This window comes from Flavobacterium fontis, from assembly GCF_900129405.1.
Taxonomy (GTDB): domain Bacteria; phylum Bacteroidota; class Bacteroidia; order Flavobacteriales; family Flavobacteriaceae; genus Flavobacterium; species Flavobacterium fontis.
In genome coordinates this window covers 156,279-174,374 of the sequence record NZ_FQVQ01000003.1, presented here as the reverse complement: position 1 = coordinate 174,374, position 18,096 = coordinate 156,279, and the positions used below count along the sequence as shown (strand labels likewise).

The window sequence follows — 18,096 nt, the reverse complement described above, 5'->3', positions numbered from 1 at the left end:
AAATCAATTCGAGTTAGAGAAGGGATTGTCTAACTCATAACCTAAAACCAAACAAATATGTACGTAGTAAAAAGAGACGGCCACAGAGAGCCCGTTATGTTTGACAAAATTACCGACCGTATCAAAAAATTATGTTACGGCCTAAACGAAATGGTCGATGCTGTAAAAGTCGCCATGCGTGTAATTGAAGGCTTATATGATGGTGTGACCACTTCTGAGCTGGACAACCTTGCCGCCGAAACCGCTGCTGCCATGACCGTAACCCATCCGGATTATGCGTTGTTGGCCGCCCGAATTGCGATTTCTAACTTGCACAAGAACACGAAAAAATCGTTCTCCGAAACCATGAACGATATGTTTCACTATGTGAACCCAAGAACCAATCAAGAGGCGCCTTTACTCTCTGAAGAAGTACATCAAGTCATTATGGAAAACGCCGAGTTTTTGGATTCTCATGTAATCTACAACCGCGATTTCAATTACGACTATTTTGGTTTTAAAACCTTAGAGCGTTCCTATCTTCTCAAAATAAATGGCAAAATCGTAGAACGTCCGCAACACATGTTGATGCGTGTGGCGGTAGGGATTCACTTAAACGACCTGCAGTCGGTAATTGAAACCTACGATTTGATGTCCAAAAAATTCTTTACCCACGCCACGCCTACCCTTTTCAACGCGGGTACGCCCAAACCACAAATGTCGTCGTGTTTCTTGTTGACCATGAAAGACGATAGCATCGATGGTATTTACGACACCTTAAAACAAACGGCCAAAATTTCACAATCGGCCGGAGGTATCGGGCTGTCTATTCACAACGTGCGCGCAACAGGATCGTACATCCGTGGGACAAACGGAACCTCGAATGGTATTGTACCGATGTTGCGCGTTTTCAACGACACCGCACGTTATGTTGACCAAGGGGGTGGAAAACGCAAAGGAAGTTTCGCGATTTATATCGAACCTTGGCATGCCGATATTTTCGAATTCTTGGATTTGAAAAAGAATACCGGTAAAGAAGAAATGCGTGCCCGCGACTTGTTCTTTGCCATGTGGATTTCCGATTTGTTCATGCAACGCGTAGAAAACGACGGCGAATGGACCTTAATGTGTCCGAACGAGTGTCCTGGTTTGTATGATACCTATGGTGAAAAATTTGAAGAATTATATACCTCTTACGAATTGGCTGGTAAAGGACGTAAAACGATCCGTGCCCGTGAATTGTGGGAGAAAATCTTAGAATCACAAATCGAAACAGGCACGCCTTATATGCTGTACAAAGATGCGGCTAACCGTAAATCGAACCAGAAAAACTTGGGTACGATTCGTTCGTCCAACTTGTGTACGGAGATCTTGGAATACACCTCGGAAGATGAAATCGCAGTGTGTAACTTGGCTTCGATTTCCTTACCGATGTTTGTCGAAGACGGCAAATTCAACCACGAATTGTTGTACAACGTAACCAAACGCGTGACCCGCAACTTGAATAAAGTTATCGACCGCAACTATTACCCCGTTCCCGAAGCCGAGAACTCCAATTTGCGCCACCGTCCCGTAGGATTGGGTGTACAAGGATTGGCCGATGCGTTTATCATGATGCGTTTGCCCTTTACCAGCGATGAAGCCAAACAATTGAATCAAGAAATCTTTGAAACGATTTACTTTGCTGCCGTTACCGCTTCAATGGAATTGGCCAAAGAAGAAGGACCGTACTCTACGTTCCAAGGGTCGCCGATTTCGCAAGGAGAATTCCAATACAATCTTTGGGGATTGAAAGACAGCGACTTATCCGGTCGTTGGGACTGGGCTTCGCTGCGTAAAGAAGTGATGGAACACGGGGTGCGCAACTCCTTATTGTTGGCGCCAATGCCTACCGCTTCTACGTCGCAAATCCTTGGAAACAACGAAGCTTTTGAACCTTATACGTCCAATATTTATACCCGCCGCGTATTGTCGGGCGAGTTTATCGTAGTCAACAAACATTTGTTGGAAGACTTGGTAAAACACGGGTTGTGGAATGAAAACTTGAAACAAGAAATCATGCGCCACAACGGTTCAATTCAAAATATCGACATCATTCCGCAAGAGTTGAAAGACTTGTACAAAACGGTTTGGGAAATGTCGATGAAAGATATTATCGACATGTCACGTCAACGCGGGTATTTCATTGACCAATCGCAATCGTTGAACTTGTTTATGCAAGATGCAACCTTTGCCAAACTGACCTCTATGCACTTCTATGCGTGGAAAAGCGGCCTAAAAACGGGGATGTACTACCTACGTACTAAATCGGCGGTAGACGCCATCAAGTTCACTTTGAGCAATGAGAAAAAAGAAGAACCTACGGTTACCTTGCAACAACCCGAACCCCAAGCGGTAGAAGTTATCGCCCCAGAATCGGGTGAAATGAGCGCCGAAGAATTCCGATTGATGGTCGAACGCGCCCGCAACGCAGGTCCTGAGGACTGTGAAATGTGTGGGTCTTAGTTTTATTAGAAATTAGGAATTTTAAATTATAAATTAGGATAACAGCTGTCAGTAATGGTGGCTGTTTTTTATTGTATCATTCCATAATTCCCCACAATGAATTTATTTACATTTGTGTTTACTGAAAATTCTTTACTATATGATGACTTGGGAACAATTACTCTCCTTGAAACGTCAAGGTGACACGGGCAAACGCTTACGCATCGAGCAAGACGATACCCGTTTGGGATTTGAAGTCGATTACGATCGCATTATTTTCTCGGCGCCTTTTCGCAGTTTACAAGATAAAACTCAAGTAATTCCACTTTCCAAAACCGATTTCGTACATACGCGCCTCACCCACAGTTTGGAAGTTTCGGTGGTAGGACGTTCGTTGGGTCGTTTGGTCGGTAAAAAAATCATCGAAAAGTATCCTTACCTCGCCACCATACACGGGTACCAACCCAATGATTTTGGAGCTATCGTGGCAGCGGCAGCTTTGGCCCATGACATTGGAAATCCGCCGTTTGGCCATTCGGGGGAAAAAGCGATTGGAGAATATTTTTCGCGTGGCAACGGCCAACAATTTAAAGAACAATTGAGCCCCAAAGAATGGCAAGATTTGGTTGATTTTGAAGGCAATGCCAATGGTTTCTCGGTACTTACGGGAACACGTCCAGGCATTGAAGGAGGATTGCGTTTGTCATATGCCACCTTGGGCGCTTTTATGAAGTATCCCAAAGAAAGTTTGCCCAAAAAACCTACCGCTTATATCTCCGACAAAAAATTCGGTTTTTTTCAAACTGATAAAGCTTTTTTTCAAGAAGTGGCGGAAGAATTGGGCTTACTCCAAATTAACTCGGGCGAAGATTTACGCTATTTACGTCATCCCCTCGCTTTTTTGGTCGAAGCCGCCGACGACATTTGCTATACCATCATTGACTTTGAAGACGGAATTAACTTAGGCTTGGTCGCTGAAGATTTCGCATTGGAATACCTCATAAATTTGGTTAAAGATACCATTGACCGCAACAAATACAATGCTTTAACCACCAAAGAGGATCGCATCAGTTACCTGCGTGCCTTAGCCATTGGAAACCTCATCAATGATGCGGTAAAAGTTTTTTTAGAGAATGAAGAAGCTATTTTGAAAGGCGAATTTCATCATGCCTTAACCGACAAAAGCAAGTACAAAGCACAAATGGATGACATTATCAAATTGAGCGTCAAAAATATTTACCAAAGTCGGGAGGTCATCGAAAAAGAATTGAAAGGCTACCAAATAATCAATAGTTTATTGGACAAATTTATCACGGCTTACAACCATCAATACGAAGGAAAAACATCCAATTACGATGCACTTTTGTTAAAAGTACTCCCCGAAAAACACCGCTTGGAAAAAAGTAGTTTGTATGATCGATTGATGCACATTTGCCATTTTATCTCGCTTTTAACCGATGGAAATGCCGTATTGTACCACGACATGCTTGGCTAACATTTCTTAATTTTCTGACCCTCAAAGGGCTGTGGTTGTTTTTTTGAAAAGATTACGCTAATTTTGAAAAGATTAACCCACAGCTATGAAAAAAATTTACCTGGGATTACTGTTCCTTTGCAGCAGTATTTGGGCGCAAGAGATTCCGAAACAAGCTATTCAAGCGGCATTACAAAAGCAACAAATCGCCCAAAAATGGGCTGAAACTGACATTGCCCACTGGGAAGTAGTGAGTCAAACTTCTTCTGAATCAACAGGAATCACCAATTATTTTATCCGACAAACCCTCGACGGTCTGCCTCTTTTCGAATCTGTAACTACCGTTTGGGTTAAAAATGGCGCTGTGCTTCAAGTTGGCGATCGATTCATTACGGGAATTTTACAAAAAGCCGATCGAAAGACAAATGCACAACCGGCAGCGGCAATTTTTCAAAAAGCAACACAAGCGTTAGGCTATAACCTTTCGCCTACAGTGTTGAAACAAGAAAATGCAACAAAGGTAACGCTCACAAACGGCGATGCTGAAGAAGACCCTATCCAAGCTACTTTAGGCTACCTTACTGTCAACGACCGCTTGCAAAAAGTATGGCATTTCGAATTTTACAGTCCCAACCAAGAACATTTATGGAGCCTTTATGCAGATGCGGCCTCAGGTTTGATTGTCCAAAAAAACGATTTAACTGTACGATGTCAATTTGACCATCCGCACAGCCCTGCGCAATCGGCTTCTCCAATTTTTTCTTTTGAAAAATCTGTTCAAAAAGCGGTAAGTCCATTACAAGTGCAAAGCGGAAATTATCGCGTCATCCCGTTTGAGTTTGAAAGTCCAAACCACAGTCCCTTTCAACTTATCAGCAGTCCCGCCAATGCATTGGCTTCTCCCAAAGGATGGCATGACACCAACAATCTTTCGGATAATAATCCAACATTAAAGTACACCTACACCCGCGGCAATAATGTTTGGGCCCGTGCCGACTTCACCAATACGAATCCCACAGCCCATTCGACCAATACCACGGCCAATGGATATGCCCCCGATGGTGGAAGTAGTCTCACCTTTGACTTCCCTTATGGCGGAGTAAGTGTGCAACCCAATACCTACATTAATGCAGCGGTAACCAATTTGTTTTACATGAACAATTGCTTACACGATATTTGGTACCAATACGGTTTTAATGAGCAGAATGGTAATTTCCAACAAAACAATTTCGGTCGGGGTGGATCCGGTTCCGATTTTGTATGGGCTGATGCGCAAGACGGTTCGCGTTCGACCACACCCACATTTAACAACGCTAACTTTTCTACTCCAGCCGATGGAACCCGACCACGCATGCAAATGTATGTTTGGAATGTAGCGCCTCCTATTTTTCCGGTCACCGTTAACAGTCCTGCTAGTGTAGCTGGAAATTATCGTGCTGTACAAAATGTTTTCAACCCTGGCTTTGTGAGTTTACCCCAAGCGCCCAACTTTATTCAATCGGATTTGGTATTGTATCAAGATGGGACAGGAGGGTTAAATGAAGCGTGTGTAGCACCTTCCAATGGAGCGGCGATGAATGGAAAAATCGTCATTATTCGTCGTGGAAATTGCAACTTCACCGTTAAAGTCAAAAATGCACAAACACGAGGCGCTGTAGCAGTGATTATCGTGAATAATGTATCCGAACCCGAATTTGTGAGCATGAGTGGTGCCGATGCTACCATTACCATCCCAGCGATATGTATGAGTTTTGACGACGGAGAAAATCTGATCGGAAATACATTTGGAAGTACGGTAAATGTTCGCTTACAACTCAACGGAGCCCCTTTCGTGAGTACCGATGGCGATTTTGATAATGGTATTATTTCCCATGAATATGGCCATGGAATTTCCAACCGTTTGACAGGAGGACCCAGTTTAAGCAACTGCCTAACTAATGAAGAGCAGATGGGCGAAGGCTGGTCGGATTGGTTTGCCTTGATGTTGCAAATGAAGCCTGGCGATGTAGGAACAACCCCTAAAGGAATTGGAACTTTTGCGGTAAGTCAGCCTACCACAGGTCGAGGGATACGCCGTTTTCCGTATACTACGGATATGACTATTAACCCAAGCACATTTGCCACCGTAAACGATAACTTTATTACCGATGCCGACGGGAATACTACCATTTCTCCGCACAATATCGGTGAAGTTTGGTGTGCCATGCTTTGGGATTTAACTTGGGCTTATGTCACCAAATATGGCTATGACAACAATAAATATACAGGGACGGGAGGAAACAACCGTGTGATGCGCTTGGTGCTGGACGGATTGAAATTGCAGCCTTGTAATCCCTCGTTTACGGAAGCACGCGATGCTTTAATCGCTGCCGATCAAGCTACCACGGGCGGTGCAGATTATTGTATGATTTGGGAGGTTTTTGCTCGAAGAGGTCTCGGCATTAATGCCAGTTCGGGCAACCGAAACGATTCCGCCGATCAGGTAGAAGACTTTACGCAACCGGCGCCAGGGCCCAACTGTACCGCATTGGGAACTTCTATATTTGAAAACAGCCTCACCTACCGGGTTTATCCCAACCCAGCGACTAATGAGGTCTTTGTGGAGCTCCCCAACTATAGTCGTGCGTTGGAGATTCGTTTGATTGATATCCATGGCCGTGTCGTGTACCAAGCCCAATGGAACAACGGAAATATTAACCGAATTCCAATTGGGAACTTACAAACGGGAATGTACCTGCTTCAAGCCACAGGAGATAGCATACAAATCACCGAAAAAATCATCAAAAACTAAATCGAAAACGGACCTCAAAAGGGTTCGTTTTTTTTTGGAGCGTCCTATTTAGATTATCAATCATGAACCGTCCGGCTTTCCGCTATAGTCCCTCTTGCATCGGGAGCTGCCGCTTCAACTTGCCTACCGGCAGGCAGGTCCGGGCTAGAATTCACGCAAATTGCTCTAAAAGCGTCCTTAAAAACTGCTGAATCGCCATTGGGGATATACCACATAGTTCCTGCAACTGTGCGATAGTTCCGTGCTCAACAAACGCATCTGGAATACCCAAGCGGTATACATGAAGTTGATAATCATGCGTCGTAACAAATTCTGCGACAGCACTGCCCAATCCACCTTCAATCGTAGCGTCTTCTAAAGTGATTACAATCCGATGCTGCTTACAAAGGGCATGCAAAAGCACTTCGTCTAGTGGTTTTACACATCCAAAATGATACAAACTCACCTTTTCTTTTAAATCAAAATCAGCTAAAGCGGCAAGCGCATTATTGCCAATAAAACCCGTTGAAATTATCGCAATATCCGAACCTTGATGCAGTACCTTTCCTTTTTTATAGTCTATTTTTTGAAAGGGTTTTTTCCATTCCAAACCTACGCCACGACCGCGTGGATACCGAATCGCAATCGGATTCTCCAATCCTAAAGAAGCGGTATACAACAGTTGGCGCAACTCTACTTCATCTAGAGGTGCAACAATTTCCATATTGGGTATACAGCGCAAATAGGCCAAATCAAAAACACCATGATGCGTAGCGCCGTCCTCGCCTACTAAACCCGCACGATCCAAACAGAAAATCACGGGTAATTTCTGCAAAGCAACATCATGAATTACTTGGTCGTAGGCTCTTTGTAAAAAGGTCGAATAAATGTTGCAAAACACCACCATTCCTTGAGTTGCCATACCCGCAGCTAAGGTCACTGCATGCTGCTCAGCAATACCCACATCAAAAGCGCGTTCGGGAAAGGCTTCCATCATGTATTTCATCGAACTCCCCGACGGCATGGCTGGGGTAATTCCGATAATTTTTGGATTTTGCTGTGCTAATTCTACTAAGGTATAACCGAAAACATCTTGAAATTTGGTAGGCAAATGGGATTCTTCTTTGGTAATGAGTTCGCCTGTCGCTGCATCAAATTTCCCCGGTGCATGGTACTTGACTTGATCTTGTTCGGCTTGCAATAAGCCTTTGCCTTTGGTGGTGATGACGTGTAAAAACTTGGGGCCTTTCACCTTTTGCAATCGTTGCAATTCTTTGATTAAAGTGGGGAGATCATGACCGTCAACCGGACCCGAATACGCAAAGTTCAACGACTTGATCATGTTGTTTTGCTTCGGATTTTTCCCTTCTTTCACAGCCGTCAAATAGGTTTTCAGCGCCCCTACACTCGGGTCAATTCCGATTGCATTATCATTTAAAATCACCAAAATATCAGCCTCAGTAACACCTGCATGATTCAATCCTTCAAACGCCATGCCGCTGGCAATCGAGGCATCGCCAATCACTGCAATATGCGACCGTTGTTCACCTTTCAGTTGGGAAGCAATTGCCATTCCCAAAGCCGCAGAAATCGATGTGGACGAATGCCCAACACCAAAGGTATCATAAACACTTTCGGAACGTTTTGGGAAACCCGAAATTCCGCCTTTTTGCCGATTGGTTTCAAATTGATCCCGGCGCCCCGTCAAAATTTTATGCCCGTAGGCTTGGTGCCCAACATCCCATACCAACAAATCATCCGGTGTGTTGAAAACATAATGCAAGGCAATGGTCAATTCAACAACGCCCAAACTCGCTCCCAAATGCCCCTCTTTTACAGCGACGACACCGATAATTTTTTCCCGCATTTCCTGAGCAACTTGCTCCAATTGCGCGATATCGAGTTGCCGTAAATCGGACGGAGATTGAATTTGTGCGAGTAAATGTTGGCTCATGAGTCAAAGGTACAAATTGAATTCCTATTTTTGTTTTTATGGAACCCATTTTCACCGACGAATACTTTATGAAAAAAGCCTTAGTTGAGGCTGAAAATGCTTTTGAAAAAGGTGAAATTCCGGTTGGCGCGATTATTGTAGTAGATAATCGGGTCATTGCCCGAAGTCATAATCTCACTGAAATGCTCCACGACGTAACGGCACATGCCGAAATGCAAGCCATCACCGCAGCCGCCAATTTTATTGGGGGAAAATACCTCAAAGGCTGTACGTTGTATGTCACGTTGGAGCCTTGTCAAATGTGTGCTGGTGCATTGTATTGGAGTCAGATTTCCAAAATTGTATTCGGTGCCCGCGATGAACAACGGGGGTTTATGACCTTGGGAACCCAGTTACATCCCAAAACCGAAGTCGTTTCGGGGGTGATGGCCGACCAATGTGCCCAATTGATGAAAGATTTTTTTAAAAAAAGACGCTAACCTATTTGCGCTACCGAACCCGTTCTTCGCCATCTCGCAACCCACCCACCCATAAATAAACGTATCTTCATTCACCCATTTTATGAAAACTTTTAAGTTTCTGTCTGTGCTAATGGTCCTTGTGACCCTAGCCGCTTGTTCCAAAAAATCGGCTGCCGATTTTGACTCTGACCCTACGCTATTTAAAGCGTACATTGCTGGTTTTACCTCTGGTTTTATTCCTGCAAAATCCGACATTCGGGTGCAACTTGCTTTCCAAAAAAAGGATTGGAATCCCGAGCAAGAATTGGATGATGATTTATTTTCCATTTCACCCAGTGTGGAAGGGAAAGTGAAAATGTTATCATCCAACACGATTGCTTTTATTCCTGAGGAACCCTTGGAACAAAACACCTTGTACCAAGTAACCTTGAATTTGGAAAAACTGACCACTGTAACAGATGAAAAACTCCAGGCTTTTAATTTTTCATTCAAAACCATTAAGCAAGATTTTATCGTTCAAACCCAGGATTTACAGTCATACAACAAGAACTATTATTACCAATACGGAACGATTCGCACCGCAGATGAAATGGATATTGCATTGGCACAAAAATTTCTTTCGGCTACCCAAAATGGTAATGATTTAAAAGTAAAAATCGACAAGGAAATGAGTTCGCCTACCGAATTTAAGTTCCTTATTGACAGCATTCAACGCTTTGACGATGAAAGCACGATCACCTTAAAATGGGACGGTGACGAAGCCGATGTCGAAGACCAAGAAGGTTTGGTGGAAATTAAAATTCCGGGGAAAAACCAATTCAAATTGGTGCATATTACCTCGGGGGATGAAAACAACCAGTCGATACTTATCAATTTCTCGGATCCGTTGAAAAAAGACCAAAACTTTGCCGGCTTGGTCAACATACAAAACACCGACAACTTGAAATTTAGTACGATGGGCAATGTACTCAAAGTTTATTTCGACAATGTCGGGCCCACAACCAACACCCAAAAAACAGCACAAAACGAAGTGGCGGCCACAGAAGAAGTGGCGGTGGATACCGTGGAGATGGCAGTAGACTCAACAGCTACTGTTATTAATACTTCCGACGAAGTTTCCGATTATGAAGAAGAGGAAGAACCCAAAATGATTTCGGCCAATAAATTGGTAGAAGTGTTTGCCGGAATTGAAAGCATTGACGGTTTTAAACTCAAAGAAAATTACACTGAAACGCTCATTTTTGATCCGATTAAACCGGGAGTAAAATTGGTGAAAAGCGGGAGTATTCTTCCTAGTTCGAATAATTTAAAAGTAAATTTTGAAGCGGCCAGTTTGAATGCCGTGGATGTAAAAATCTATAAAATTTACAAGAACAATATTCTTCAGTTTTTGCAAGATAATGAACTCAATGGCACGCAAAACTTGCGCCGTGTGAGTCAGCCCATCGCCAAAACCACCTTACAACTCAAGCAAAACAATCTCTATAATTACAACAAATGGAATACTTATACCTTGGATATTTCCAAGATAATCGAACCCGAACCTGGGGCGATTTACCGCGTTGAGTTTTCGTTCCGAAAAAAATATGCTTTGTACAAATGTGACGGTACTTCTGATGAATCTTCCAATGAAGATGAGGAAGAAGAAAATGAAGACGATGTGAATTACAGTGGCGGTGGTGGCTATTACTACTATTATGAAGAGGATTACGATTGGCAATCCAGTCAAGATCCGTGTTCTAACTATTACTATTACAACACCAAACGCGGGACAAATATTCTAGCAACAGACCTAGGTGTAATCGTAAAACGCGGCAATAATAAATCGGTGACGGTTGCGGTGAGTAATATTGTGACAACCGACCCTGAATCGGGGGCGAAAGTAGAATTATTCAACTACCAACAACAAAAATTAGCCGAAACTACGACCGATGGCGACGGTATGGCGACTTTCGAATTGACAAAAATGGCCTACTTCGCAGTAGTTTCCAAAGGCGATCAAAGCACGTATGTAAAGCTAGATGACGAACTTTCATTGTCGGTTAGTAATTTTGATGTTTCAGGGGAAAGTTTGCAAAAAGGCTTGAAAGGCTACATTTACGGGGAACGCGGCGTTTGGCGTCCCGGAGACAATGTGTATTTGTCCTTTATTTTAAATGACAACAACAATAAACTTCCTGAAAACCATCCGATTAAATTGCGGTTTAATGATCCCAAAGGCAAAACGGTATATCAAACAGTTCAAACCAAAAACGAGTTGAATCATTATGCTTTCACGATTCCTACAGAAGCCGATGCGCCTACGGGGAATTGGGAAGCGCGCATTAGTGTGGGTGGTGCTCATTTTTACAAAAGCATTAAAATTGAAACCATTAAGCCTAATCGTTTAAAAATTAAAAATAGTTTTAATGGCAAAATGCTTTCTGCGGGTGAGAAAAACACCAATACCGTTCAAGTGACTTGGTTACACGGTGCGGTAGCAAAAAATTTGAAAACCGAAGTACAAGCCAAATTCTCGCAACAAGTGACCACTTTCAAAGGGTATTCAAACTATATTTTTGACGATCCTTCTCGTAATTTTTCGACCGAAGAAATCAATATTTTCTCAGGAAAAGTCAACGAAAATGGGCAAGTTTCGATTCCGATTAACCCAACCATTCAAGGGCAAGCTCCGGGCATGCTTCGCGCGGCTTTCATCACCAAAGTTTACGAACAAGGCGGGGATGTAAGTACTGATGTTGCAGCTGTAAATTATTCTCCCTACAAAACCTATGTTGGGATAAAAGCACCCGATCCAAATAAATACGGTTTAATCGAAACCGATAAAAACAACCGTTACGAAATCATTTCGGTAAATGAAAACGGAAATCCCGTAGCGGTGAAAAACTTGGAAGTTCGCGTCTACCGTTTGGAATCCCGTTGGTGGTGGGATGCTTCCAACGAAGATTTATCCAATTACAATACGGCAAATGTGACCACTTCGTATAAGTTATTCCGCATTAATACCGATGCTTCAGGCCGTGGTCAAGTTGTATTTTCCGTACCAGGTGATGATTGGGGGCGCTATTTAGTTCGTGTTATCGATCCAACCAGTGGCCATGCTTCTGGTACGACTGTATTTTTAGATTATCCCTATTGGTCGTCGCGTTCCCGCAATGTTGATGGCGATGGTGCTACTGTTTTACGTTTTAATACCGATAAAAAAGAATACGCCGTAGGTGAAACAGCAAAAGTATTTTTACCTTCTAGTGAGGGTGGTCGCGCTTTGATATCGATAGAAAATGGTTCCAAAGTTTTAAAAACATTATGGGCCAAAACAAAATCGGGCGAAACCACAATTGATCTACCGATTACCGCCGATATGGCGCCGAATGTGTACATCAATGTCACCTTATTACAACCGCATGCCTCTACGAAAAACGACGCACCGATACGTATGTATGGTGTGGTTCCGATTGGGGTGACGGATAAATCGACGGTTTTACAACCCAAATTGGTGATGCCTGAAGTTTTAAAACCCGAGCAAACGGTTAACATTAAAGTCAGCGAACAGCAAGGCAAAGCCATGACCTATACCATTGCGATAGTCGATGAAGGTTTGTTGGATCTTACGCGTTTCCAAACGCCCAATGCTTGGGATGATTTTTACAAACGCGAGGCTTTGGGTGTACGCACTTGGGATATTTACAATGATGTGATTGGCGCCTATGGTGGACGTGTAAATCAGGTTTTCAGTATTGGTGGAGACGCTGATGCAGGCGGTGGCAAATCAAAAAAAGCCAATCGATTCAAACCTGTGGTCGTATTCTTAGGTCCGTTTAAATTAGAAAAAGGCGCCGAAAAAACACACCAAATCAAATTGCCGAAATATATCGGTTCAGTGCGCACCATGGTGGTTGCGGCTAATGCTGATAGTAATGCCTATGGAAGTGTGGAAAAAACGACGCCCGTTCGCAGTCCGTTGATGGTCTTGGCTTCGTTCCCAAGAAAAGTAACACCCTCGGAACAAGTAACCTTACCGGTAACGCTATTCGCTATGGAAAATCAGGTGAAAAATGTAAACGTACAAGTAAAAACCACTGGCGGCATTGTGATTGCAGGAAAAGCGACACAATCGGTAACTTTTGCGCGTCCGGATGAAAAAATGGCCTTTTTTAATTTAAAAATTGCCAATGTCACGGGTGTTGGAAAAGTACAAGTAATCGCTACTTCGGGCAAAGAACGCTCCGTTTACGAAATTGAAGTCGATATTTTTAATCCGAATCCGGTAACTACTTCTTACACCGATGTGGTTTTGAATCCGAATTCGAGTAAATCCGTCAACTGGAAAACCTTCGGAATTGCGGGAAGTAATAAAGCGGTGGTCGAAATTTCGTCCATGCCTACTGTTGATTTTGGTCGCAGAATGGATTATCTGATTCAGTACCCACACGGTTGTGTGGAGCAAACTACCTCATCGGTATTCCCACAATTGTATTTGATGGATATCATGGATTTGGACTCGGGTCGCAAAAATCGAATTCAACGCAACGTCGCTGCTGGAATCCAACGGTTATCAAAATTCCAAACTGCAAGTGGAGGAATGAGTTATTGGCCCGGCAGTAATTACGCCGACGATTGGGGAAGCAGTTATGCGGGGCATTTTATGCTTGAAGCCGAGAAAAAAGGGTACGCTTTGCCGCCAACGTTTAAAGCAAAATGGATTGCTTACCAACAACGGGCTGCCAAACAGTGGCGTTTTGAAAGTCATAATGATATGGCACAAGCGTATCGTTTATATACTTTGGCTTTGGCGGGGAATCCTGATTTGGCGTCGATGAACCGATTACGAGAAACCCGTGATATCTCCAATGAAGCTAAGTTACGTTTAGCGGCTACTTTTGCTTTATTGAAACAAAATAATGCAGGTATGGCATTACTTTCCCGAGCTAAAATCGATGTGGAATATACGGACGAGAACTATTACGACTATTACTACGGTTCGCGGGAACGCAATCGTGCCATGGCGTTGGAAACGTTAATTTTATTGGGACAAAAAACACAAGCGTTCCAATTGGCAACAAAATTGGCCAAAAACATGGCTTCTGACGAATGGATGAGTACGCAAACGTCAGCCTACTGTTTGTATGCTATGTCGAAATTTGCGCAATCCAATGGTGGAAAAGGGATGAATGTGAATGTGATTCAAAAAGGGAAATCGGAGACAATCAATTCGGCTAAATCGCTTTCGCAACGCACCTTAGTGGTCCAAAACGGTTCAAATAATGTGACTTTGAAAAACAATTTGAAGAACACATTGTTCGTTCGGGTTTACAACAGTGGCATTCTACCGGTTGGAAAAGAAAAACCAATGGAAAACAACGTGAAAGCTTCGTTGGTATTCAAAGATCGTAAAGGCAACAAAATTGATGTGAGTAAAATCACCCAAGGTACCGAGTTTATTGCGGTAGTGACACTAACGAATTTGAAGAATGATTATGTAGAAAACATTGCGTTGACACAAATCATTCCGTCTGGATTTGAAATTGTAAATACCCGATACACGGAATACGGCAATGCCACCGAGAATACGGTGGATTATATGGATATTCGCGATGACCGTGCTAACTATTATTTTGGTTTAAAAGGCGGAGAAACCCGAACTTTTAAATTATTATTGAACGCTTCATATTTGGGGAAATACTATTTACCTGGATTACAATGTGAAGCGATGTACGACCATGAATTCATTGCCCGAACTAAGGGACAATGGGTGGAAGTGGTGAATGAGTAGCCTATTGTGATAAGTAGAATAAATTTATTAGCCTAGTTTAACCAGACCTAACAGGTTTTAAAACCTGTTAGGTCTATAATATATGCCAAAATGAAACGAGAACTATTTGAATATGGTGGATATTACCATGTTTACAACCGAGGGAACAATGGAGAAAATTTATTCCTTGAAGAGCGAAATTATCTCTATTTTTTAAATCTTATGAAGAAGTATCTTCATCCAATTGCTGAAATTTATGCCTATTGTTTGATGAAAAATCATTTTCATATTGTTTTAAAAATAAAAGAACAAGAGGAGTTAAAAAATGTATCGGAGGAAAGACTGCACTTGCCTTTTTCCAACTTTTTTAACAGCTATGCGAAAGCAATAAACAAAGCCTATGGAAGAACTGGAAGTTTATTCCAAGAACATCTGAAGAGAAATCGAATCAATTCAAATGAAACCTTAGTTCAAGCTGTTGCTTTTGTACATTTAAATCCAGAATTCCACAAGGTTTGTTCGGATTTTGCCTCTTACAACCACTCCTCCTATAAAGCCTATCTTTGCCTACAGCCAACAATGTTGACTCGACAATATATAATTGCTTTATTTGGTGGGATTGACCATTTTAAACACGAACATGATTTAAAAAAAATAAATTTTGAACTTTTAAAGGATATTCTATTTCTTGAACAATAAACAATCCTAACAGGTTTTAAAAACCTGTTAGGTCTTAATCACCAAATCATTGCAAAAACAGCTTTACATATTCATCCACTTTCTACTCTCTAAGCTTTCATTGTTTTTTAAAGCAGTGAAAACCCGCGTACGCAAACATCCCAAAAAATCCGCAGTCCTAATGATTGCTCTTTTGGTGTATTATTTCTCATTGCCCCGCACCTTGTTTCAAGTCCCCTACGCTACCGTGATTGAAAGTTCGGATGGTCAATTATTAGCCGCAAAAATTGCTACCGATGGTCAATGGCGTTTCCCCGCAAAAGATAGTGTCCCCGAAAAATTCAAAAAATGCATTGTCTATTATGAAGACGAACATTTTTATCAGCATTGGGGATTCAATCCGGTTGCGATGTACAAAGCCGTACAACAAAATCGGGCAGCAGGTAAAGTAGTCCGTGGCGGGAGTACCTTGACCCAACAAGTCATTCGCTTATCGCGGCATAATCAAGACCGCACCTATTGGGAGAAAATCAAAGAAATTGTTTTGGCCACGCGATTGGAGTTTCGCCATTCCAAGGATACGATACTCGAACTCTATGCGGCACATGCGCCTTTTGGAGGTAATGTGGTGGGCTTGGAAATGGCTTCCTGGCGGTACTTTGGTGTGCAAGCACATCAATTATCCTGGGCAGAAAGTGCAACCTTAGCGGTTTTACCCAATGCGCCTCGATTGATTTATCCGGGAAAAAATCAGGAAAAATTATTAAAAAAGCGCAATGCCTTATTATTAAAACTATACCAAAATAAAGAGATTGACCAACTCACTTACGAATTGGCACTGAAAGAACCGTTACCGCAAAAACCCTATGATTTACCCCAATTGGCACCCCATTTATTAGAACGGGTGGTCAAAAAACATCCCGGAGAACGCATCAAGACAACCCTTGAATTGCCGTTGCAAAATCGGGTGAATCAAATTGCAAGTTATTATTACAACCAGTACAAACAAAACGAAGTCCATAATTTGGCGGTGATTGTTATTGACGTTCAAAACCGCAATATCGTGAGTTATGTAGGCAATGCCCCTACGGATGTCCAACACGGCAAAGATGTAGACATCATAGGCGCTCCGCGAAGTACAGGAAGTATTTTAAAGCCCCTTTTATTTGCTTCGATGTTGGATGAGGGCGAACTCTTACCGAATACTTTAGTAGCGGATATTCCGACTCAAATTTCGGGCTATGCACCTCAAAATTTTAACCAAACCTTTGATGGTGCTGTACCTGCACAGCGCGCTTTATCGCGTTCGTTGAATATTCCGGCGGTTTTGATGTTACAAGAACACGGCATTCCGAAGTTTTATGAAACCTTGCAAAAGTTAGGTCAAAAAAACATCAACAAACATCCTGATCATTATGGTTTATCCTTGATTTTGGGGGGTGCCGAAAGTAATTTATGGGATTTAACGAAGACCTATGCCAACATGACGTCGACCTTAAATTATTACAACCAGACCAAAAAATACCGCAGTCAAGAGTTTGCGGATTTGAATTATATACAAGGTAAAGAACATGATTTTGGAACCGATTCCTATGATAAAACGCTATTCGGAGCGGGTTCGATTTACCTTACTTACACGGCGATGAAAGAAGTTAACCGCCCTGAAGGCGATGAAGCCTGGAAGTTTTATGATTCTGCCCTACCGATTGCTTGGAAAACGGGAACGAGTTTTGGAAATCGCGATGCATGGGCGATTGGAACCAATTCACGATATGTGGTGGGCGTTTGGGTAGGAAATGCTTCGGGAGAAGGCCGACCCGAATTGACGGGTGTGGACAGCGCAGCTCCGATTTTGTTTGATGTATTTAATACGCTGCCTAAATCGGGTTGGTTTAAAGCACCCTTAAACGATTTGGAACAAGCCGAAATTTGTACCCAAAGCGGACATATCGCCCAAGACGACTGTCCCAAATCAAAACAATGGATCCCTTTAAAAGGGTTAAAAACCAAAGTTTGCCCGTATCATAAATTGGTGCATTTGGACCCAACCGAACAGTTTCGTGTGAATAGCAATTGTGTATCGGTAGACCAAATTATAACCAAAAAATGGTTTGTATTGCCACCGGTTTGGGAATGGTATTACAAGAGTTTGCATATTGATTACCAACCTTTACCGCCTTTCCGAGCGGATTGTGTGGGGGAAACACAAGTACAAATGGATTTTATTTATCCGCGGGCAACTAGTAAAATTTATTTGACGAAAAACTTTAATGGTGTGATTCAGCCCGTTGTATTTAAGGTGGCCCATTCCAATCGAGAGGCCAAATTGTATTGGTATGTGGATGACCGATTTTTGGGAACCACCCAAACCTTTCACGAAATGCAGATTACGGCCCAAACGGGTGTGCATCGTGTGACAGTGGTGGATGAAAAAGGCAATGAAATCAAACGTAAAGTTGAGTTGATTCGCGATTGATTGCATGATGCAGCCCGGACTTGCCTATCGGTAGGCAGGTTGAAGCGGCATATTCCCGACGTTAGGAG

8 protein-coding genes are annotated in these 18,096 nt (G+C 42.6%); 7 read left to right on the top strand and 1 reads right to left on the bottom strand.

Annotation, left to right across the window (positions count from 1 at the left end; translation table 11 throughout):
- The first annotated feature begins 57 nt into the window (after positions 1-57).
- The 3 genes from BUC17_RS04225 (at position 58) to BUC17_RS04215 (ending at position 6,728) form a co-directional block, all read left to right on the top strand.
- Positions 58-2,484 carry a ribonucleoside-diphosphate reductase subunit alpha gene (locus BUC17_RS04225; protein WP_073361932.1) on the top strand — a complete coding sequence of 809 codons (2,427 nt, stop codon included), beginning with the start codon at positions 58-60 and terminating at the stop codon, positions 2,482-2,484.
- A 142-nt stretch (positions 2,485-2,626) separates the two neighbouring features.
- On the top strand, positions 2,627-3,958 hold the full coding sequence (locus BUC17_RS04220) for a deoxyguanosinetriphosphate triphosphohydrolase (protein ID WP_073361930.1): 1,332 nt from the start codon (positions 2,627-2,629) through the stop codon (positions 3,956-3,958).
- Positions 3,959-4,043: 85 nt separating this feature from the next.
- Entirely contained in the window at positions 4,044-6,728 is a 2,685-nt protein-coding gene (locus tag BUC17_RS04215) for a T9SS-dependent M36 family metallopeptidase (protein ID WP_073361928.1), read from the top strand.
- A 151-nt stretch (positions 6,729-6,879) separates the two neighbouring features.
- Here BUC17_RS04215 and BUC17_RS04210 read toward each other — a convergent pair whose 3' ends face one another.
- The gene (locus BUC17_RS04210) at positions 6,880-8,661 is read right to left on the bottom strand and encodes a 1-deoxy-D-xylulose-5-phosphate synthase (protein ID WP_073361926.1); all 1,782 of its coding nucleotides are present in this window, start codon (positions 8,659-8,661) and stop codon (positions 6,880-6,882) included.
- A 38-nt stretch (positions 8,662-8,699) separates the two neighbouring features.
- Here BUC17_RS04210 and BUC17_RS04205 point away from each other — a divergent pair, with 38 nt between their 5' ends.
- From BUC17_RS04205 to pbpC, 4 genes are all read left to right on the top strand, one after another.
- On the top strand, positions 8,700-9,140 hold the full coding sequence (locus BUC17_RS04205) for a nucleoside deaminase (RefSeq protein WP_073361924.1): 441 nt from the start codon (positions 8,700-8,702) through the stop codon (positions 9,138-9,140).
- An 82-nt stretch (positions 9,141-9,222) separates the two neighbouring features.
- Positions 9,223-14,895, top strand: a complete 5,673-nt coding sequence (locus BUC17_RS04200) for an MG2 domain-containing protein (protein WP_073361922.1) — start codon at positions 9,223-9,225, stop codon at positions 14,893-14,895.
- Positions 14,896-14,985: 90 nt separating this feature from the next.
- On the top strand, positions 14,986-15,573 hold the full coding sequence (locus BUC17_RS04195) for a transposase (RefSeq protein ID WP_073361920.1): 588 nt from the start codon (positions 14,986-14,988) through the stop codon (positions 15,571-15,573).
- Positions 15,574-15,733: 160 nt separating this feature from the next.
- A complete protein-coding gene (pbpC, locus tag BUC17_RS04190; RefSeq protein ID WP_083544735.1) occupies positions 15,734-18,028 on the top strand; it encodes a penicillin-binding protein 1C in 2,295 nt (764 codons plus the stop codon).
- Positions 18,029-18,096 lie beyond the last annotated feature (68 nt).